The 20,077-nt window shown below is 40.5% G+C and carries 17 protein-coding genes and 1 other RNA gene; 13 read left to right on the top strand and 5 right to left on the bottom strand.

Features of this window, described 5'->3' with window-relative positions:
• Nucleotides 1-51 precede the first annotated feature (51 nt).
• The 10 genes from trpR (at nt 52) to ACJ7Z2_RS08810 (ending at nt 8,365) form a co-directional block, all read left to right on the top strand.
• On the top strand, nt 52-372 hold the full coding sequence (trpR, locus tag ACJ7Z2_RS08855; RefSeq protein ID WP_409500045.1) for a trp operon repressor: 321 nt from the start codon (nt 52-54) through the stop codon (nt 370-372).
• Nucleotides 359-1,132 carry a monofunctional biosynthetic peptidoglycan transglycosylase gene (gene mtgA, locus ACJ7Z2_RS08850; protein ID WP_409500044.1) on the top strand — a complete coding sequence of 258 codons (774 nt, stop codon included), beginning with the start codon at nt 359-361 and terminating at the stop codon, nt 1,130-1,132. Before trpR ends, mtgA begins: the two co-directional genes overlap by 14 nt.
• A gap of 11 nt (nt 1,133-1,143) precedes the next feature.
• On the top strand, nt 1,144-1,863 hold the full coding sequence (gene nfsA / locus ACJ7Z2_RS08845; protein WP_409500043.1) for an oxygen-insensitive NADPH nitroreductase: 720 nt from the start codon (nt 1,144-1,146) through the stop codon (nt 1,861-1,863).
• Entirely contained in the window at nt 1,860-2,771 is a 912-nt protein-coding gene (locus ACJ7Z2_RS08840) for a RimK family alpha-L-glutamate ligase (RefSeq protein ID WP_409500042.1), read from the top strand. The genes nfsA and ACJ7Z2_RS08840 overlap by 4 nt, the downstream gene beginning before the upstream one ends.
• 153 nt (nt 2,772-2,924) lie before the next feature.
• The gene (locus tag ACJ7Z2_RS08835) at nt 2,925-4,193 is read left to right on the top strand and encodes a malic enzyme-like NAD(P)-binding protein (protein WP_154704420.1); all 1,269 of its coding nucleotides are present in this window, start codon (nt 2,925-2,927) and stop codon (nt 4,191-4,193) included.
• A gap of 151 nt (nt 4,194-4,344) precedes the next feature.
• Complete coding sequence (gene rplY, locus ACJ7Z2_RS08830) at nt 4,345-4,632, top strand: 50S ribosomal protein L25 (protein ID WP_006247821.1); 288 nt, start codon at nt 4,345-4,347, stop codon at nt 4,630-4,632.
• A 128-nt stretch (nt 4,633-4,760) separates the two neighbouring features.
• Nucleotides 4,761-5,139, top strand: an RNA gene (gene rnpB, locus ACJ7Z2_RS08825) — RNase P RNA component class A.
• A 60-nt stretch (nt 5,140-5,199) separates the two neighbouring features.
• Nucleotides 5,200-5,838, top strand: a complete 639-nt coding sequence (locus ACJ7Z2_RS08820; protein WP_409500041.1) for a DUF1007 family protein — start codon at nt 5,200-5,202, stop codon at nt 5,836-5,838.
• The gene (locus tag ACJ7Z2_RS08815; RefSeq protein WP_409500040.1) at nt 5,829-6,815 is read left to right on the top strand and encodes a nickel/cobalt transporter; all 987 of its coding nucleotides are present in this window, start codon (nt 5,829-5,831) and stop codon (nt 6,813-6,815) included. The genes ACJ7Z2_RS08820 and ACJ7Z2_RS08815 overlap by 10 nt, the downstream gene beginning before the upstream one ends.
• Before the next feature lie 104 nt (nt 6,816-6,919).
• The gene (locus tag ACJ7Z2_RS08810; RefSeq protein ID WP_126301941.1) at nt 6,920-8,365 is read left to right on the top strand and encodes an alanine/glycine:cation symporter family protein; all 1,446 of its coding nucleotides are present in this window, start codon (nt 6,920-6,922) and stop codon (nt 8,363-8,365) included.
• A gap of 69 nt (nt 8,366-8,434) precedes the next feature.
• Here the strand turns inward: ACJ7Z2_RS08810 and sucD are convergent, their stop codons facing one another.
• The 5 genes from sucD to znuC all read right to left on the bottom strand — a co-directional run bounded on the left by sucD (nt 8,435) and on the right by znuC (nt 15,900).
• The gene (sucD, locus tag ACJ7Z2_RS08805; protein ID WP_409500039.1) at nt 8,435-9,304 is read right to left on the bottom strand and encodes a succinate--CoA ligase subunit alpha; all 870 of its coding nucleotides are present in this window, start codon (nt 9,302-9,304) and stop codon (nt 8,435-8,437) included.
• Between the two features lie 8 nt (nt 9,305-9,312).
• Nucleotides 9,313-10,473, bottom strand: coding sequence for an ADP-forming succinate--CoA ligase subunit beta (gene sucC, locus ACJ7Z2_RS08800; protein WP_409500038.1), 1,161 nt, complete (start codon nt 10,471-10,473; stop codon nt 9,313-9,315).
• A 291-nt stretch (nt 10,474-10,764) separates the two neighbouring features.
• Nucleotides 10,765-11,994, bottom strand: a complete 1,230-nt coding sequence (gene odhB, locus ACJ7Z2_RS08795) for a 2-oxoglutarate dehydrogenase complex dihydrolipoyllysine-residue succinyltransferase (protein WP_126301945.1) — start codon at nt 11,992-11,994, stop codon at nt 10,765-10,767.
• A gap of 106 nt (nt 11,995-12,100) precedes the next feature.
• Nucleotides 12,101-14,911 carry a 2-oxoglutarate dehydrogenase E1 component gene (gene sucA, locus ACJ7Z2_RS08790; RefSeq protein WP_409500037.1) on the bottom strand — a complete coding sequence of 937 codons (2,811 nt, stop codon included), beginning with the start codon at nt 14,909-14,911 and terminating at the stop codon, nt 12,101-12,103.
• Nucleotides 14,912-15,075: 164 nt separating this feature from the next.
• On the bottom strand, nt 15,076-15,900 hold the full coding sequence (gene znuC, locus ACJ7Z2_RS08785; RefSeq protein WP_409500036.1) for a zinc ABC transporter ATP-binding protein ZnuC: 825 nt from the start codon (nt 15,898-15,900) through the stop codon (nt 15,076-15,078).
• Between the two features lie 146 nt (nt 15,901-16,046).
• Here znuC and mepM point away from each other — a divergent pair, with 146 nt between their 5' ends.
• The 3 genes from mepM to recJ all read left to right on the top strand — a co-directional run bounded on the left by mepM (nt 16,047) and on the right by recJ (nt 20,075).
• Nucleotides 16,047-17,576 carry a murein DD-endopeptidase MepM gene (gene mepM / locus ACJ7Z2_RS08780; protein WP_006250755.1) on the top strand — a complete coding sequence of 510 codons (1,530 nt, stop codon included), beginning with the start codon at nt 16,047-16,049 and terminating at the stop codon, nt 17,574-17,576.
• Nucleotides 17,577-17,585: 9 nt separating this feature from the next.
• Nucleotides 17,586-18,269 (top strand): bifunctional protein-disulfide isomerase/oxidoreductase DsbC, encoded by a 684-nt coding sequence (gene dsbC / locus ACJ7Z2_RS08775; protein ID WP_006249160.1) that lies wholly within the window; start codon nt 17,586-17,588, stop codon nt 18,267-18,269.
• 84 nt (nt 18,270-18,353) lie between these two features.
• Complete coding sequence (gene recJ / locus ACJ7Z2_RS08770) at nt 18,354-20,075, top strand: single-stranded-DNA-specific exonuclease RecJ (protein WP_409500035.1); 1,722 nt, start codon at nt 18,354-18,356, stop codon at nt 20,073-20,075.
• Nucleotides 20,076-20,077 lie beyond the last annotated feature (2 nt).

Here is a 20,077-nt window from a genome sequence, read left to right as displayed (position 1 = left end):
AATTTTGTAAAAATCTGACCGCTTGTCACCGTTTTTACTTCAAGGGACAGTATGAAAACACTCTATAACCAGCGAGATCCAAACGAGTGGACGCAGTTTTTGGCTCTGCTTGAACAAGCGGTTGCGGAAGATAGACTTGAGCCGTTTTTCTCAATGTTTCTCACCGCCGATGAGCGAGGTTCATTAGGCTTACGTTTACAAATTGTGCAAGCTTTGCTAAAAGGTGAAGATTCGCAACGGGAAATCCAACAAAATTTAAACACCAGTGCGGCAACCATCACTCGTGGTTCAAATATGCTTAAAACACTCGATCAAGATTTTCTGCAATGGGTGAACGGCAAGGTTAACGGAACAGTCAATGGCAAAGCGTAACAAGCGATTTTTAAGCTCTCTTTTGAAGAAAATAGGGCTTTTTTTTATTCCTCGCAAAATAAGAAGTAAACTGGGCTGGCTTTGGTTTGGCTCGAGCCGCTTATTAGCCTTTGGTGGTACATTTTTTCTAATTCCGATACTGATTTTTTCGGTGTTACCGGTGCCTTATTCTGCGTATATGGTGCAAAAAAAGGTGGAAAATTTGGTTCAGGGGAAATCTTATCCAATCAAAAAAGAGTGGGTGAGCCTGAACGAGATTTCGTGGCAAATGCAAATGGCTGTGATTGCCTCAGAAGATCAAAAGTTTGAAAGCCATTTTGGCATTGACTTACAAGCGATAGAAACTGCCTTGAAACTGAATGCTAAATCCAAAAAAGTGCGTGGTGGCTCAACCATTTCGCAACAGACGGTAAAAAATATGTTTTTATGGCACGGGCAAAGCTGGTTACGCAAAGGGATAGAAGTGCCTTTAACTCTGTTAGTCGAAAATGTGTGGAGTAAGGATCGGATTTTAGAGGTGTACCTCAATATTGCGGAATTTGGCAACGGCATTTTTGGCGTGGAAGCAGCCGCAAAGCATTTTTTCAAAAAATCAGCCAAACAGCTAACCTTGCAAGAATCCGCACTATTGGCAGCCTCTTTGCCTAACCCGTTGGTGTTTAGGGTAGATAAACCCGGCCCGAGTATGCGAAAACGCCAAGCGTGGATTATGCGACAGGTAAGCTTGCTTGATGGCAAAAATTATTTAGATAAACTTTAGACGAGAAAAATATGCAAAGTAAACCGACTCTTGAGACGATTTTATCTCACCGTTCTATTCGTAAATTTACCGAACAGCCTATTTCTGAAGCGATGTTCCAAACCTTAATTGAGGCAGGCAAAGCGGCTTCAAGTTCAAATCATCTGCAATGTGTGAGCGTGATTCGTGTAACCGATAAGCAGATTCGAGAAACATTAAAAGCCGTTTCAGGTATGCAATATGTGGTAGATTGTGCTGAATTTTTGGTGTTCTGTATTGATTTTAATAAACACAAACAACTTGTGCCTGAATCGCAATTAGAATGGGCAGAGGTGTCGTTAATTGGGGCGGTAGATACCGGTATTTTTGCTCAAAATGTATTTTTAGCCGCCGAATCACTAGGGCTGGGAGCGGTGTATATTGGGGCATTGCGTAATGATATTGAGCGAGTTTCTAAAGCCCTTAGGTTGCCGGAATACTGTGTGCCACTGGTGGGTATGTGTTTGGGGTATCCGGCACAAGACCCTGCAATAAAACCTCGTTTGCCGAATAGTTTGGTTTGTTATAACAATCAATATCAGGATTTTGATTGGACTGAATTTGCAAAATATAATGAAAATTTGACCGCTTACTACCAAGCAAGAATCGGCGAGCCACAACAATGGCAAGCAGCCATTCATAAAACATTGGATAAGCCTGTTCGTCCGCATATTTTGCCGTTTTTCAATCAGAAAGGATTACTGAAAAAATGAAGTGGCTAATGCTATGCCGAGAGCCTCGTTTATATAGCTGCTGTCGAATAAAAGCAGCTTGTGAGGCAAAGGGGATTGAGCTGGATATTTTAGACCCTAATCGAATGCTACTCGGGTTAGAAAATGGCAAATTTCAAATCTATTATCAAGCTGGTGAGAGTTATGATAAAAACCGTCCGGAGCCGGTATTGTTGCCGGATTATGGCGGTATTTTGCCTCGCTTTGGCACCAGTAGCACTGAAATGGGCTGTTCGGTGTTACGCCATTTTGAAGCAAAAGGTATTCCGGTTTTAAATCATTCAGCGGCATTTGCGTTAGCTAGAGACAAATGGCGAACATTGCAAAAATTAGCAGAACATACTTTACCCGTTCCCAATACGAATTTTGCAGGGCATTTGGTTTCGGTGAAATCACAACTCAATCAATTTGCTTTTCCACTTATTTCAAAAGTGCTAAATGGTTCACAGGGCAATGGCGTAATGCTATTTGAAGGCAAAAATAATGCCGAGGCCGTGTTAGCGACCTTTAGGCAAGTAAATGAGCCTTATTTATGCCAACAATTTGTGAGCGAAGCTGAAGGACAAGATATTCGGGCGTTTGTGATTGGCAATGAAGTGGTAGCATCAATGAGCCGAACCAGCGTAACAGGCGATTTTAGAGCTAATATTCATCAAGGTGGAACGGCTCAACCGATTGAATTAACTCAGATGGAACGTGCGTTAGCAATTAAAGCAACTAAAACGATAGGGCTTGATATTGCAGGCGTTGATTTTCTGCGGATAGAGAAAGGCGTAGTTATTTTAGAAGTCAATGCCAGCCCAGGATTTGAAGGCATAGAGAGAGTAAATGATGTTGATATAGCTTCTGAAATGGTCTCTTATTTTATCAATAAGATGAAGAATGCTTGATTTGAGTAAAACAAGCGGTCGTTTTTGTATTATTTTTTGTAAATATCATAAAAAATGAGAGTAAAGCCATAAAAATGCGAAAAAATTTAGGGTAAAATGGCTACTCTTTGGCTATTGATTACTTTTATTTTTATAGATTATAAGGTTTCTAAAATGAGCGATTTAAAACAACAGGCGCTTGATTTCCACGAGTTCCCAATCCCCGGAAAAATTTCCGTTACTCCTACTAAAGCATTAGATACTCAGCATGATTTAGCTTTAGCCTACTCTCCTGGGGTTGCTGAGCCTTGCTTAGCGATTGAAAAAGATCCTTCAGCTTCTTATCGTTATACGGCACGAGGTAACTTAGTTGCAGTTATTTCTAATGGTACAGCAGTGTTAGGCTTAGGCGATATTGGTGCTTTAGCAAGTAAGCCTGTGATGGAAGGAAAAGGGGTTTTATTTAAGAAATTTGCCGGAATTGATGTGTTTGATATTGAAATTAATGAAACTGATCCGGAGAAATTAGTAGAGATTATTGCATCGTTAGAACCGACTTTTGGTGGCATTAATCTGGAAGATATTAAAGCACCTGAGTGTTTTTATGTAGAGCAAAAATTACGTGAACGTATGGGAATCCCTGTGTTCCACGATGATCAACACGGTACGGCAATTATTACCGGTGCGGCGGTGATTAATGGATTACAAGTGGTAGGTAAAGCAATTTCAGAAGTACGTTTAGTGGTAAACGGTGCTGGAGCATCAGCGATTGCGTGTACTAACTTACTCCGTTCATTAGGTGTGAAAAAAGAAAATATCACAATGTGCGATTCTAAGGGCGTTATTTTCCAAGGTCGTGGTGATAAGATGGACGAAACCAAACAATTCTATGCAATAGAAGATAATGGTTGGAGAACATTGGCAGATGCTGTTGCGAATGCAGATGTTTTCTTAGGTTGTTCAAAAGGCGGAGCTTTAACGCAAGAAATGGTTAAAACAATGGCAAAAGATCCATTAATTCTTGCTTTAGCGAATCCTGTGCCGGAAATTACACCTGCTGAAGCGAAGGCTGTCCGTCCAGATGCGATTGTATGTACCGGTCGTTCAGACTTTAAAAACCAAGTGAATAATGTGCTTTGTTTCCCGTTCTTATTCCGTGGAGCATTAGATGTTGGGGCAAAAACCATTAATGAAGAAATGAAAATGGCAGCAGCCCATGCGATTGCAGAGTTGGCTAAAGAACCTGTGCCGTTTGAAGTTATTTCAACTTATGGCGAATTATCGTTTGGCCCGGAATATATTATTCCAACGCCATTTGATCCACGTTTGATCGTGAATGTCTCGATTGGTGTAGCAAAAGCAGCAATTCAATCAGGTGTAGCAACTCGACCAATTACAGATTGGGAAGCTTATGCAGAGCAGTTGAAAAAACTGGTTGCTTAATATTTTTACATTGCATTTTTCTGCAACTTTAGTAAAATACGCAGTCGGCATATCGAGACGGATATGCCGATATTTTTTCGGAAACAGCTGGGTCGCCTGCTGTTTTTTCTATTCACGGGGATTTCCCCATTTTATTTAAGAGAATAAAACTATGTCATTCAAATTTGAAGCTGAAGTTCGTTCTGCGCAAGGTAAGGGTGCGAGCCGCCGCCTGCGTCACAATGGTCAAGTTCCTGCAATCATCTACGGTGGTAATGCAGAGCCTGTATCAATCATTTTAGATCACGATAAAGTGAACAACGCACAAGTTCACGATTCATTCTATAACGAAGTATTAACTATCGTTGTTGCAGGTAAAGAAGAGCAAGTAAAAGTACAAGCAATTCAACGCCACCCAACTAAACCAAAATTAGTTCACTTAGACTTCAAACGTGCGTAATTTTTACGAGTGAATTAAAGCGAAGAGGATTAAGTTTTTAAATGAACTTAATCCTTTTTTATTTTGCCATAATAGCTACAAGCGGTTATTTCCTTGCAATTTTTTGCGAAAGCATTATACTCTAGTGCTGAGTTGGTTAGGCAATCGCTGGTTTATTGAAGCCTCTAAATTCGTGAAAATGTAAACTGGGGGACAAGTAAACGAGAGGAAAGTCCGAGCTACACAGGGCAGAGTGCCGGATAACGTCCGGGGGGCGTGAGCCTACGACCAGTGCAACAGAGAGCAGACCGCCGGCTTTGTCGGTAAGGGTGAAAGGGTGCGGTAAGAGCGCACCGTGTGGGTGGTAACATTCCACAGCAGGGTAAACTCCACTCGTAGCAAGACCAAATAGGAACTCAATCGGTGGCCCGCTGAGAGTTCGGGTAGGTTGCTTGAGCGTATATGTAAATGTACGCCTAGAGGAATGATTGTCCACGACAGAACTCGGCTTATCGACCAACTCACTAAATTCTTGAAATGCGAACAGGGGGAACTTGTTCGCTTTTTTATTTTATAGTGAAAGTAAATATGAAATTTATTAAGACGATTATCACGTTAATTGCATTATATTCAATGCCAGTTTTTTCTCACCCACATTCATTTGTTGATTTGAAAACGAATGTTATTGTGGAAGGTTCAATGTTGAAATCTTTTCAGATGGAATGGATGATGGATGAAATCGCTTCTTCTGAGTTAATTTATGAAGTGAAAAACAGTCAAGATAAAGAAAAAACTCAGCAAAATATCACCGCAGAGATGGTGCAAACTGCACTGCAAAATCATTATTTTAGCACCTTATATGATAGCCAAAATCAGCCGATAAAATTTACGACAAAACCCACAGAAACTCGCTTTGAAATCAAGAATAACAGAGTGATTTTTTATATTACTTTTCATTTAGCTAATCCTTATGAATTAAAGCAGAGTAAAGTGAGATTCTATACTTATGAACCGAGTTATTACATTGCGATGGAATATAATCGCCCTGCTGATGTCAATATCAGTAATGCAAGTTGTAAAGCAACATTGGTGCAACCTCAAGTAGATAGTAAGTTACGCTTATATGCTTCTGGTTTGGATAAAAACCAATCACCGGATATGCCTGAAAATGGAGATTACTCTCTTGGTGCCCAATTTGCCCAAAAAGTGGAGATTATATGCGATTAAAAGTAACACATTGGGGGATGATATCGATAGGATTTTTGAGCCTATTTGCTCTTTATCAGCTTTATCCAATGATATTGTTTAAAGTGATGGAATGGCAAAAAAATTTTAATTTACAGCTTTCCGCTTCTCTCAATGAATTGGCTGAAAATCAAAGTAAAGCCGGTATTACCTTAGTATTTATTAGCTTTTTATATGGGGTATTTCACGCAGTTGGGCCCGGTCACGGAAAATTTATTCTGAGTAGTTATCTTTCTTTTGAAAAAACAAAATTAAATCAGGCGATGAAAATCACTTTTGCCTCAGCATTGGTGCAGGGCTCAGTGGCAATTTCATTGGTGACGGTCATTGTGGTGATTTTTACTCTCTCTCGCCAATATTTTAATTTAACCCTAAAATGGGTTGAGCGGGGGAGCTTTGGTTTGATGATCTTGTTCGGCATTTACTGGTGTTATCAGGTGTATCGAACGGTTAATAAAGCACGAAAGCCTATCATTAAATCCATTCGGATTTCGCAAAAAAAAGCTGGAAAATTACCGCTTGTTACGCAGAAAGGGCATATTCATACCGAAAATTGTAGCTGTGGCCATAAACATTTGCCAACTTCAAATGAAATGCAGCAAGTGAAAGATTGGAAAGCACGGCTGATGTTAGTATTGAGTATTGGCTCAAGACCTTGCTCTGGTGCTATTCTTGTTTTATTTCTTTCTTATACGCTCAATCTCTATGCTTGGGGGGTTATTTCAGCATTAGCTATGGCAGTAGGAACAGGGCTGACTTTAAGCTTATTTGCTTATCTTGTTATCATTGCGAGAAATAAGGCAGTTAAGGTTAGCCAATGGTATTTTTCAGCTCAAATTAATCGAAATATCGTTTGGATATTAAAATTTACACTTGGACTCGCATTAATTCTATTTGGAATGGTATTATTTCACAGTAGTTTCATTGATACTGGTACAGGCATTTTTTTCAAACGCTAAATTAATAAGTTATTAAAAATTTTTATTAAAAGTATTAAAAAAACTTTTTAAAAATATTAAATCAGTTACAATGTGGAAGTTTTATTTTCAATTAAGAGGTCTTTATGGATTCAATTATTCTATTCTTTGAGAGTGTACTGACTTGGATTGTGAACACAATCGACGGTCCACTTTGGGACGTAACGATTATCCTATTGCTCGGTGCAGGGTTATTTTTCACTCTTACAACAGGTTTTGTCCAGCTACGTCTTCTTCCGCAAAGTTTGCGTGAAATGTGGGGGGGACGTTCTAGTGAAGGGAAATCATTAACTCCATTCCAAGCCTTTACTACTGGCTTAGCCAGCCGTGTTGGAGTTGGCAACATTGGTGGGGTTGCTACTGCGATTGCTCTTGGTGGGCCAGGTGCGGTATTCTGGATGTGGATTACAGCACTAATGGGAATGAGTTCTGCCTTTGCTGAATCTTCTTTAGCTCAACTATATAAAACTAGGGATCCAAATGGTATGTTCCGTGGTGGACCTGCTTATTACATCACTCGTGGCTTAAAACTTCCTTCTCTTGCGATTGCTTTTGCAGTAACGCTTATCTTCACCTTTGGTTTTGCTTTTAATGCTGTGCAATCTAACTCTATTGTGGAAGCAACCAAAAATGCGTGGGATTGGAACCCAGTCTACGTAGGCATGACATTAGTGGTGATTACAGGGTTAATTATTTCTGGAGGGGTCAAGCGTATTGGTAAAGTTTCTGCTCAAGTTGTTCCAATGATGGCATTATTCTACTTGATTATTGCAGTAATTATTTTAGGTATGAATATTGAAAAAGTGCCAAGTATAATCTCTTTAATTATTGAAAGCGCCTTTGATTTTTCTGCTGCTGCAGGTGGAATGTTTGGAGCATTGGTATCCAAAACTATGCTGATGGGGATTAAACGTGGTTTATTCTCAAACGAAGCCGGTATGGGGTCTGCACCAAACTCTGCTGCAACTTCTGATGCTAAACACCCGGCAAGCCAAGGTTTAATTCAAATGTTGGGCGTATTTGTTGATACGATTGTAGTCTGTACTTGTACCGCAGTGATCATTCTTATGTCAAATAACTATGGTGGTGAAACTTTAAGAGGTATTTCACTTACTCAAACTGCATTACAATTCCATTTAGGCGAATTTGGATTACACTTTTTGGCCTTTGTGATTTTACTATTTTGTTTCACTTCCATTATTGGTAACTATGCGTATGCAGAAACTAATATCCGCTACATTAAAAACAGTCCGTGGTTTGTGTGGGGATTCCGTGCCATCGTTTTATTCTTTGTGTACTTCGGTGCAGTAAGAGACGGCGGTATTGTATGGGCATTTGCCGATACAGTGATGGCATCAATGGCGGTAATTAACTTGGTGGCTATCTTAATTCTTGCTCCGATTGTCTGGATTATTTTAAAAGACTATCTTCGCCAAGTGAAAAGTGGCAAAGAGCCAGTGTTTAGAATTGAAGAACATCAAGACCTTATCCATAAAGGTGTTGACCCATTAATTTGGAAATCGAAAGAGTAATTTAATGGCAAAAAACAAGCGGTCATATTTACAAAAAAATGGGTAAATATGACCGCTTGAACTTTTAGTTTAGCCTAAAATTTTTCTCAGTGCGGAGCCGATTTCGGCTAAACTCCGGACTGTTGTCACACCTGCCTCTTCAAGGGCTTTAAATTTTTCATCGGCAGTGCCTTTACCGCCACTGATAATGGCTCCGGCGTGTCCCATACGCTTGCCTTTAGGTGCGGTGACACCGGCAATGTAACTGACTACAGGTTTGGTGACATTTTCTTTAATAAAGGCAGCCGCTTCTTCTTCGGCAGAGCCACCGATTTCACCAATCATCACAATCGCTTCAGTTTCAGGATCGTCTTGGAATAACTTTAAAATATCAATAAAGTTAGAACCCGGAATAGGATCGCCACCGATACCAACACAAGTAGATTGCCCAAACCCTTCGTCAGTTGTTTGTTTAACTGCCTCATAAGTTAAAGTGCCAGAACGGGAAACAATGCCAATATTACCTTTTTTATGAATATGCCCCGGCATAATGCCGATTTTGCACTCATCAGGGGTAATCACACCCGGGCAGTTCGGGCCGATCATTCTTACGCCGGTTTGGTTTAGGCGTTGTTTGACTTGTAACATATCCAAAGTTGGAATGCCTTCGGTAATACAGACAATCAGTTGAATGCCGGCATCAATGGCTTCTAAAATGGCATCTTTGCAGCCGGGAGCGGGAACGTAGATAACGGTTGCAGTTGCACCTGTTGTTTCTACCGCTTCACGCACGGTGTTAAAAACTGGCAAGCCTAAATGGGTTGTACCACCTTTATTCGGCGAAACTCCACCGACTAATTGTGTGCCATAAGCAAGGGCTTGTTCGCTGTGGAAAGTACCTTGTCCGCCGGTGAAACCTTGGCAAATTACTTTTGTGTTTTTATCAATTAAAATCGACATTTTTCCTCCTAATTTGCAGATTTTACCGCTAATTCAGCCGCTTGTTTGAGTGATGATGCCGCCAGAATGCTGAGTCCGCTATTGGCTAAAATCTCTCGTCCTTGTGCAGCATTAGTGCCTTCTAAACGTACGATAACAGGCACATTTACGCCTACTTCATTAACTGCTGCAATCACACCATCAGCAATCAAATCGCAGCGGACAATACCACCAAAAATATTGACTAACACAGCTTTTACATTCGGGTCAGATAAAATCAATTTAAAGGCTGCTGCTACACGCTCTTTGGTTGCCCCACCACCAACATCTAAGAAGTTAGCAGGTTTACCGCCATAAAGTTTGACGATATCCATCGTCCCCATTGCTAGCCCTGCACCGTTTACCATACAGCCGATATTGCCGTCTAATGCAACGTAGTTAAGATTCCATTTTTCTGCTTCGGCTTCACGTTCATCATCTTGCGATGGGTCTTGTAACTCTTTAAGTTCCGGGTGGCGGTAGAGAGCATTGCTGTCAATCGACATTTTTGCATCTAAGCAGAGTAGTTGCCCTTCTTTAGTGATGACAAGTGGATTTACCTCTAATAAAGCTAAATCTTTTTCAACAAATAGGTTAGCCAGTTTCACGAAAATATCCGCAAATTGTTTAACTTCATCGCCTTTTAAGCCTAATTTAAACGCTAACTCACGCCCTTGATAAGCTTGTCCACCGGTGAGTGGGTCAATTACTGCTTTGTGAATTAATTCAGGGGTTTTCTCCGCTACTTCTTCAATATTCATACCGCCGGCACTTGATGCCATAAAAATCACTTTTTGAGCAGAGCGATCAACCACTGCCCCTAAGTACAATTCACGGTCAATATTGCAGGTTTCTTCTAAATATAAGGTATTAACCGGTTGTCCGTTAGCATCGGTTTGAAAGGTTACTAAGCGTTTGCCGAGCCATTTATCGGCAAATTCACGAACTTCTGTTTCATTGCGAACCAACTTTACTCCACCGGCTTTGCCACGCCCACCAGCGTGAACTTGGCATTTTATCGCCCACTGTTCGCCTTGTAGTTTGTTGATTGCCTCAACGGCTTCCTCCGCCGTTTTGCAAGCAATCCCTTGGCTTACGGGAAGCCCGTATTGTTTGAATATTTGTTTTGCTTGATATTCGTGTAGGTTCATAGAGTTTCCTCGTTTGGTTTTTTTATGTTACTTTTCTTTGCTTGTGCAAAGAAAAGTAACCAAAAGAAAGCACACCCTGCTTCGCCACCTTCTTCGCTTAGTTTGAATTTGCTTGACGGAAAAATTTATAACTCGCTTGCCTTGCAAGCTCAAACACTAAATTTTTCCTACAAATTCAAAGTCGCTCAGGTGGCTCAGAAGGGAACTCAAATAGAGCGTTTATCGGATTTTGTCAAATTTTATTAAAAACAGACCGCTTGCAGCTAAAAGTACAAGCGGTCATATTTTCGATTAAATTTCCAAAAGAAGACGGGTTGGGTCTTCTAATAACTCTTTGACTGTCACTAAGAAACCGACAGATTCTTTGCCGTCAATTAAACGGTGGTCATAGCTTAAGGCTAGGTACATCATCGGGCGGATTACCACTTGCCCGTCAATGGCGACAGGGCGGTCTTTAATAGCGTGCATACCCAAAATCGCACTTTGTGGCGGGTTGATAATTGGGGTGGACATTAAAGAACCGAATACGCCGCCGTTAGTGATAGTGAAGTTACCGCCGGTTAAGTCTTCAACGGTTAATTTGCCGTCACGCCCTTTTTCGGCAAGTTCTTTAATTTTCTTCTCGATATCCGCCATACTCATTTTGTCGCAATCACGCAACACCGGTGTGACTAAGCCTCGTGGGGTAGAAACCGCAATGCTGATGTCGAAATAGTTGTGATAAACCACATCATCGCCATCAATCGAGGCATTGATTTCAGGGTAGCGTTTTAACGCTTCAACCACTGCTTTAATATAGAACGACATAAAGCCTAAACGCACGCCGTGTTGTTTTTCGAATTTTTCGCCATAGGTCTTGCGTAAATTCATAATCGGTTGCATATCCAGCTCATTAAAAGTAGTGAGCATTGCGGTAGTGTTTTTTGCTTCTAGTAAGCGTTCGGCAATACGTTTGCGGAGTCGTGTCATCGGCACACGTTTTTCGCTACGGCTGTTAAATGCTACAGTGCTAACGGTGTTTTGGCTGGTTGCAGACTCTTTCACTTGGTTGATTTGCACTCGTTTGGCAATCTCTTTTTCAATATCTTCGCGGGTGATTCTGCCGCCTACACCACTGCCTTGAATATCAGCGGCTTGTAAGTCGTGTTCGGCTAATAAACGGCGAATCGCTGGGCCTTGATCATCTGCATTGGTATGGCTGTTTTCAATCGCGGCATATTTGCGATCTGAAGGGGTTGCCTCTGTTTGTTGCTCGATAGTTGCTGGGCTAATATCACCGGCTTTAGCTACCACTAATTTACCCAGTGATTGCTTAGAAACAACTGTAGCACCTTGTTCTTGCGTAATTTCAGCAAGGATTCCGTCGCTTGAAGCAGGCACTTCTAAAACAACTTTATCAGTTTCAATTTCGACTAAAATTTCATCACGTTTTACATTGTCGCCCACTTTTTTATGCCAAGTGGCAACGGTTGCATCGGCAACAGATTCGGGTAAATCGGGGGTTAAAATTTCAATGGTCATAACTTATTCCTTTTTTCGAGAGAGTTTTAAAACTCCAACAGCGTAAATGGTAAACTTTTCTTAAAAATCAACCGCTTGTAGGGCGTATGCACGCCCATTTTTGTTATTAAGCGATCGTTAAAGCATCTTCAACAAGTTGTTTTTGTTGTTTTGCGTGTAAAGACGGATAACCCACTGCCGGTGAGGCGGAAGCTGGTCTGCCTGCGTAGGTCAATTTTGCACCTTCCGGCAGAGAAGCCTCAAAATTGTGCTTGCTGCAATACCACGCCCCTTGGTTTAGCGGCTCTTCTTGGCACCATACAAAGTCTTTAACGTGAGCGTAAGGGGCAAGAATTTGTTGCATTTCCTCCAGCGGGAACGGGTAAAGTTGCTCAATACGAATAATCGCTACATCGGTTTGGTTATTCTCACGGCGTTTTTCAATTAAGTCGTAGTACACTTTACCTGAACACATCACCACACGTTTGACTTGTTTAGGGTCAATGTTATCGATCTCACCAATCACATTTTGGAATGAACCGTTAATCAGCTCATCAAGAGACGACACCGCAAGTGGGTGGCGTAGCAATGATTTCGGTGTAATCGCAACTAATGGGCGACGCATTTTGCGAATCGCTTGGCGGCGTAACATATGGTAAACCTGTGCCGGCGTTGATGGCACACAAACCTGAATATTTTGTTGGGCACAAAGCTGTAAATAGCGTTCCACTCGAGCAGAGGAGTGTTCCGGACCTTGTCCTTCATAGCCGTGTGGTAATAACATCACTAAACCGCACATTCTGCCCCATTTTTGTTCGCCTGAGCTGATAAATTGGTCGATGACAATTTGAGCCCCGTTAGCGAAATCCCCAAATTGAGCTTCCCAAATGGTGAGCGTTTTCGGGTCGGTAGTGGCAAAGCCATATTCAAAGGCGAGTACCGCTTCTTCAGAGAGTACGGAGTCCCACACTTGGAAACGTCCTTGGTTAGCGTGTAATTGCGTTAATGGCACATAGCCCGTACCATCATTTTGGTTGTGGATTACTGCGTGGCGATGGAAGAATGTTCCACGACCTGCATCTTCCCCTGAAAGGCGAACGTGTGTGCCTTCGTCTAACAACGTAGCGTATGCCATTGTTTCAGCCATACCCCAGTCGAATAATTTCTTGCCTTCGTACATCTCTTTACGATCAGCATAGATCTTTTCCACCCGAGAATGAGCTTTAAGCGAAGCCGGATATTCGCACACCCGTTTGGCAATGGTTAAGAATCGTTCTTCAGGGAATTTACTTTCGTATGGGGCAGTCCAGTCGTAATTGAGATATTGTAGCCAATCGACCGCTGCCATATCCATTTCACGCCATTCCGGCACAACGCATTCGCCGTTGTCTAAGGCATCACGATACAGGTTTAACATCTCGATTTCTTGCTCGTTGGTTAAAACACCTTCGGTAATTAAACGATCCGCATAGACTTTGCGAGGTGTCGGGTGTTTTTTGATGATGCTATACATCATCGGCTGAGTTGCTAAAGGCTCATCGGCTTCATTATGACCGTGACGACGGTAAGAGATTAAATCAATAAAAATATCACGTTTAAATTTAGTACGATATTCCACAGCCATTCTCGCTGCAAAGGCAACAGCTTCCGGATCATCACCATTAACGTGAATAATCGGTGCCTGAATCATTTTGGCAATGTCGGTACAAAATTCGGTGGAGCGGGTGTCATTTGGGTTAGAGGTGGTGAATCCGATTTGGTTGTTTATGACAATACGGATAGTGCCTCCTACTTTATAGCCACGAGCATTTGCCATATTTAAGGTTTCTTGCACTACACCTTGCCCTGCCACTGCAGAGTCACCGTGAACGGTCACCGCAAGCACCTTTTCGTGTTCGGTATCACGCATACGTTCTTGTCTTGCACGCACTGAGCCGATTACCACCGGGCTAACAATCTCTAAATGCGATGGGTTGAAAGCAAGGGTAAGGTGAACGTTTTTATCATCTACGGCAAAGTTTGAGGAGAAACCTTGGTGGTATTTCACATCGCCCGTGCGGCTTTCATCAGCGTGTTTGCCGGCAAATTCATCAAACAATTCTGCCGGGCGTTTACCAAATACGTTCACTAACATATTCAAACGACCACGGTGTGCCATACCTAAAACCACATCGGTCATACCTTGACGGGAAGCGTGGCGGATAATTTCTTTCATCATCGGAATAAAGGCATCACTACCTTCCAATGAGAACCGTTTTGCCCCCGGGAATTTTGCCCCTAAGTAACGCTCTAAACCATCGGCAGCGGTCAATTCGCTTAATAAATTCAGTTTTTCTGCTTTGGTGAACAGTGGTTTGTTTAGCACGCTTTCCATTTTGGCTTGAAGCCAGTTGCGTTGTTCAATATCTTGAACGTGCATAAATTCTAAACCAATAGGCCCTAAATAAGTTTCTTTTAATGCTTTATCCAGTTCGCTGAGTTTCATTGTGTCTTTATCATACACATAGCGACCGACCGTAAAGGTCTCGTTGAGATCTTCATCGGTGAAGCCGTGATATTTGTAGTCCAATTCAGGCACGCTGGAGGTTTTCCAACGGTAATAGTTAATTGGGTCAAGTTTTGCCTCTAAATAGCCACGGAAACGATGAGCGTTAATCCATTGCAGTAAGCGAACTTGTTTCGCCCCTGCTTCTGGGTCAATAATAGTGACGGATTGAGGTTGCTGTTCACGGGCTAATTTACGGAAATAGTCACGAATAGGGGTGTGAGCTTGTTCAACTTGGGGAGTTTTAGGAAATGAATCAAAGATGTTTCTCCAGCTTTCATCAACATTTGCTGGATTTTCTAGATACTGTTCATAAATTTCTTCTATATAAGATTGGTTTGCACCGCCTAATGCAGATGATGCAAGCCAATCATCAAAATGTGTATATTGCATAAAGACCTGACCTGTTTGTGGTATGAAATCACGCCCTTATTATACTCCAATTTAAGCAAATAAAATGTGAAGTAAGTCTGATTTTTAGATAAATCTTGTGCTACAAGCGGTTATTTTTAGCATTATTTTTACAAATTTTAAACATTTAGTAAAAAGGACGCCTATTAGTGCTTACAACTACATTCACCAAGGCAGATATCGCCATGTAAATTATGGTGATGGTTATGTTTATGTGAATAAAATGCAACATTACGTGCAAATTGGTCGCCAAAAAAATGGATAAAGCTCGGATCGTGTGTAATGACTTCGGGGCTACCGGCACAACAAATATGTTTATTGATGCAAAGCACTTCATCTGTATTCGCCATCACAATATTTAAGTCGTGTGAGACCATTAAAATAGCACAGTTAAGGAGATCCCTTGTTTTATTAAGTAATTGATAGAGTTCGGTTTGGCCTATAATATCAACGCCTTGCATTGGTTCATCTAACACTAAAAGTTGCGGACGATCTAAAATTGCCCGAGCCAGCAATACACGTTGAAGTTCACCACCCGATAATTTTTGCATACTATTTTCAGTGAGATGGGTAATAGAAAACAGATCTAGTGCTTGGTTAATCATTTCTTTGGTAGTATGTGGTTTTAGCGCAAGAAATCGATAAACAGTAATGGGCATCGAGGGTTCTAAATGCAATTTTTGTGGTACATAGCCAATTTTGAGTCCTTTTTGATGAATAACCTTTCCTTTATTTGGGCTAAGTAATTTTAGCAATATTTTAAGCAGGGTAGATTTTCCTCCACCATTTGGCCCGACTATCGTCGTGATAGAGTTAGGATAAATAGATAAATTAATATTTTGTAATGCTTTTTGTCCATTGAAAGACACTTCAATATTCTCAAGAGAAACCAGTGCTGTCGCGGATAAATTCTGTTTGAATAGTTCAAATTTAGTGGTATTTAGATTCGGTTTAAGATGATGGATTTTCATTGATATAAAAAAATTAGGGGTATTAAGTTAAAATTAGCTGATTTTTCGTGTTGTGACAATAGATTAAATGAATTTTTTCTTGGTAAAATAGTCTACTCAGAAAAATATGTAAATTTTAGTAAATTTTAAAAATAGCGGGATATATTTTGCAACATGTAATTTTAGCGAGAGATCGTAAGCGACATAAAAAACATTTTAAGATTGCGGTTTTCTTATTAGCGGTATTTAGTCTATTTGTTGGTATTGTTCTCGCACTAAAAGATCAATCCTCAATCAATAATACATCTTCACAGGAAGATATTATTGCCATTGATAAACAGGAAAAATATCAGAGTATCAACACTAATTTGGCGGAAAATAATACTCTCCATCAGGAGCAACATTCCAGTTTTATTAATTATGTGACTGATTTACTGACTCAGTCGGCATTAGTAATCGAACATGACGACGAAATTGTTGATGATCAAACAGCGACTTCTTATGAAGATGAATTAGTTGGGCAAGACGATGAAGTAGAAGAAGGGATTGAAACGGTTGAAAATCAAGTTCCTGGGGAAAAACTCCCAGAAGAAGCTGAAAAAGCATTAGAAGATTTACTTGATGTGGCTGACCAAGCACTACGAATTCAAAACCAATTCAGTTATACCGTAGCTCGAGGCGATAAACTTAAAGATGTATTAGAGCAATCAGGCTTAACTGCATCCGTTGCGAAAAATTTAATTAAGCAGCATTCGGCATTAGCACAATTAGAACCAGGTCAACAATTTTATTGGGTATTAGATAATGACGGTGAATTAGAATATATGAACTGGCTGGTTTCCGAAAAAGAGGAACGGGTTTATGAGCGAAAAGAAAATGGTAAATTTTCTTTTCAAAGATTTGAGAAAAAAGGGGAATGGAAGTTAGATGTTGTAAGAGGAACTATTCAGAATAGTTTTGCGGTTAGCTTAAAAGCCGTTGGCTTATCAGACCGCCAAATTAACCAGCTAGCGGTTGGATTGCAGTCACAAATTGCGACGAATAAATTAAAAAAAGGGGATAGGTTTGCAATTCTGATTAAGCGGGAATATATTGACGGTAAAGTAACGGATTTAGGAAATGTGGAAGGAATCCATGTAATTAGCAGTAAAAAAAGTTATTATGCTATTCAAGCAGATAATGGACGCTATTATAGTCGATATGGTGAAACATTAAGTGGAGGGTTTGCTCGTCATCCATTATTATTTGCAGCAAGAGTAACTTCTTCTTTCAACCCCAAACGCAGACACCCTATTACAGGGAGAATTAGTCCGCATAAAGGGGTTGACTATGGTGTGCCAATAGGTACTCCGATCATCGCACCAAGTGATGGTGTCGTAGAGCATGTTGCATATCAAGCCCGTGGAGCAGGACGTTATATTCGGATAAAACACGGACACATTACGACTGTTTATATGCACCTCAGCAAAACGTTGGTAAAACCAGGGCAGAGTGTTAAAAAAGGGGAGCGGATAGCATTATCGGGTAATACAGGCGGTTCAACCGGGCCTCATTTACACTATGAATTCCATATTAATGGTCGACCGGTCAACCCGATTACGGTAAAATTGCCCGGCTCAAATTCAGGTATGGGTAATAAAGAACGTCAAGCATTCTTAAATAAAGCGAAGAATGTAGAAAGTAGATTAAAAATGTAAGGATTCTCAATGAAAAAAAATCTAATCACTTTAGGATTAATGTGTTTATCAACCATCACGTTTGCTTCAGATGCAAAACTAAAAAGCCAGCTTGAAAAAATTGGAGCCACAGATGTTAAAATTTCAGATTCTCCATTAACAGGCTTTAAAATGGCGACTTCAAATGAAGGTGTTGTATATATCAGCCAAGACGGTCGTTATGTAATTCAAGGTAAAGTATTTGAGCTAAAAAATGGTAAAGCGATTGATATTACTAATCAAGGATTGTTGGCAGAATTGAATTCATACACTAATGAAATGATCGTATATCCAGCGAAAAATGAGAAACATGTGATTACGGTGTTTATGGATATTACTTGCCATTATTGCCATTTACTACATACTAAAATCAAAGAATATAATGATTTAGGTATTACCATTCGCTATTTGGCATTCCCGCGTGGTGGAATGAATACCCAAACAGCAAAACAAATGGAAGCGATTTGGACATCAGCAGATAAAGTAAAAGCACTGAATGATGCTGAAGATGGTAAATTACCAACCCAAATAAAAACGCCGGATATTGTGAAAAAACATTACCAATTAGGGATTAAATTTGGTGTGACAGGTACCCCAAATATGGTAACTTCAGAAGGTGAGTTGATTGGTGGTTATGTAGAGCCTAAAGAATTAGCGAAAATGTTAAGTGAGTAATTCATTAACTTGAATACAAGCGGTCTTTTTTTGTAAAATTTTTGCAAAAGAAGACCGCTTGTTGTTTCATTAAAGAAGAGTATTGTGGAAAAAATAATTAAAAGGCGCCCATTATTAACAACGGAAATAGTATCTACAAACCCGTTATTAAATCGAATCTATCAAAGTCGAGGCATAAAGAATACGCAAGAACTAGAGCATAATTTAAAGAATTTGCATAGACCACAGCAACTTGCCAATATTGAGCAAGCCGTTGACTTGCTATTACAAGCCTTTCGTGAAAAAAGCCGGATCATTATTGTGGGTGATTTTGATGCAGATGGTGCAACCAGTACATCGCTTGCCCTTATTGCGTTACGCCAATTGGGTTTCGATAAGGTAGATTATTTAATTCCGGATCGTTTTTCTCAGGGGTACGGATTGAGTGTGGCGGTTGCTGAAATGGTATTAGCAAAAGGGGCGGATTTAGTCTTAACGGTAGATAATGGGATTTCTTCGACTGAAGGCATTGCTCTGCTAAAAAGCCATCAGATTCAAGTTTTGGTTACCGATCATCATTTACCGCCAGAGAGCCTACCCAATGCAGATGCACTGGTAAACCCCAATTTAGCTTTTTGTGAATTTCCGTCTAAATCTTTAGCCGGGGTAGGCGTGATCTTCTATGTAATGATGGCATTGCGTTCTCGTATGAGAGAACAACATTTATTTGAAAATAAACCAGAGCCAAATTTTGCTGAATTACTGGATTTAGTCGCTTTAGGCACAGTGGCTGATGTAGTGCCGTTAGATCAAAACAATCGAATTTTGGTTCACCAAGGGCTACAGCGAATTCGTTCGGGACATTGTCGTTTAGGAATAAAAGCTTTAGCAGAAGTGGGAAAACGAGATCTTTCTACTTTACAAGCCGCAGATCTGGGTTTTGCTATTGCGCCGCGTCTGAATGCAGCAGGGCGGCTAGAAAATATGTCGTTAGGGGTTAAGTTACTGATTTGTGAAAATATGGAATTAGCTCGCCAGCTTGCGCTTGAGCTTGATTCTCTTAATCAAACCCGAAAAGAGTTTGAACAAGAAATGAAAGCAGAAGCACTGTCGATTTGTGCGAATTTGCCAAGTCTTGCGCAGTCTGAACAGGCACACGGAATAGTGTTATATCAAGCAGATTGGCACCAAGGTGTAATTGGGATCTTAGCTTCTCGCATTAAAGATCAATTTAACCGTCCTGTTATTGCTTTTGCACAAGAAAGTGAGGAAAGTGAATATCTAAAAGGTTCTGCTCGCTCGATCAACGGAGTACATATGCGAGATTTACTGGAACATATCGATATGCGACATCCAGACTTGATTGAAAAATTTGGTGGACACGCAATGGCGGCTGGTTTGACTATCCATCAATCAAAATTAGATTTATTTAAACAAATATTTGACCAATCTATTAATGCAATTATCGAGCCTGAGCAATTACAAGGCATCATTTATACCGATGGTGAGTTAAATGCACAAGAGTTTACTTTAGCCAATGCCGAGATGATTAGGCAAGGTGGGCCTTGGGGACAACATTTTCCAGAACCTAGTTTTGAAGGGGAGTTTAGCATTCTCCAACAAAAATTACTCGCAGGTAAGCATTTAAAATTAATGTTGCAATCAGAGAAAGGACAACTATTTGATGCAATTTGGTTTAATGTGGATGTAAGGGCGTTTCCTGACTTATCGATCAAAAAGGCAAGATTAGTTTATAGGTTGGATATTAATGAATTTCGAGGAGAGAAATCTTTGCAATTAAAAGTGGAGTATCTTAAATATATTTGAAA

It is taken from the genome of Mannheimia glucosida (assembly GCF_046267875.1).
Classification (GTDB): Bacteria; Pseudomonadota; Gammaproteobacteria; order Enterobacterales; family Pasteurellaceae; genus Mannheimia; species Mannheimia glucosida.
Note: the sequence above shows the minus strand (reverse complement) of the source record. Positions and strands in the feature narration are given on the sequence as shown.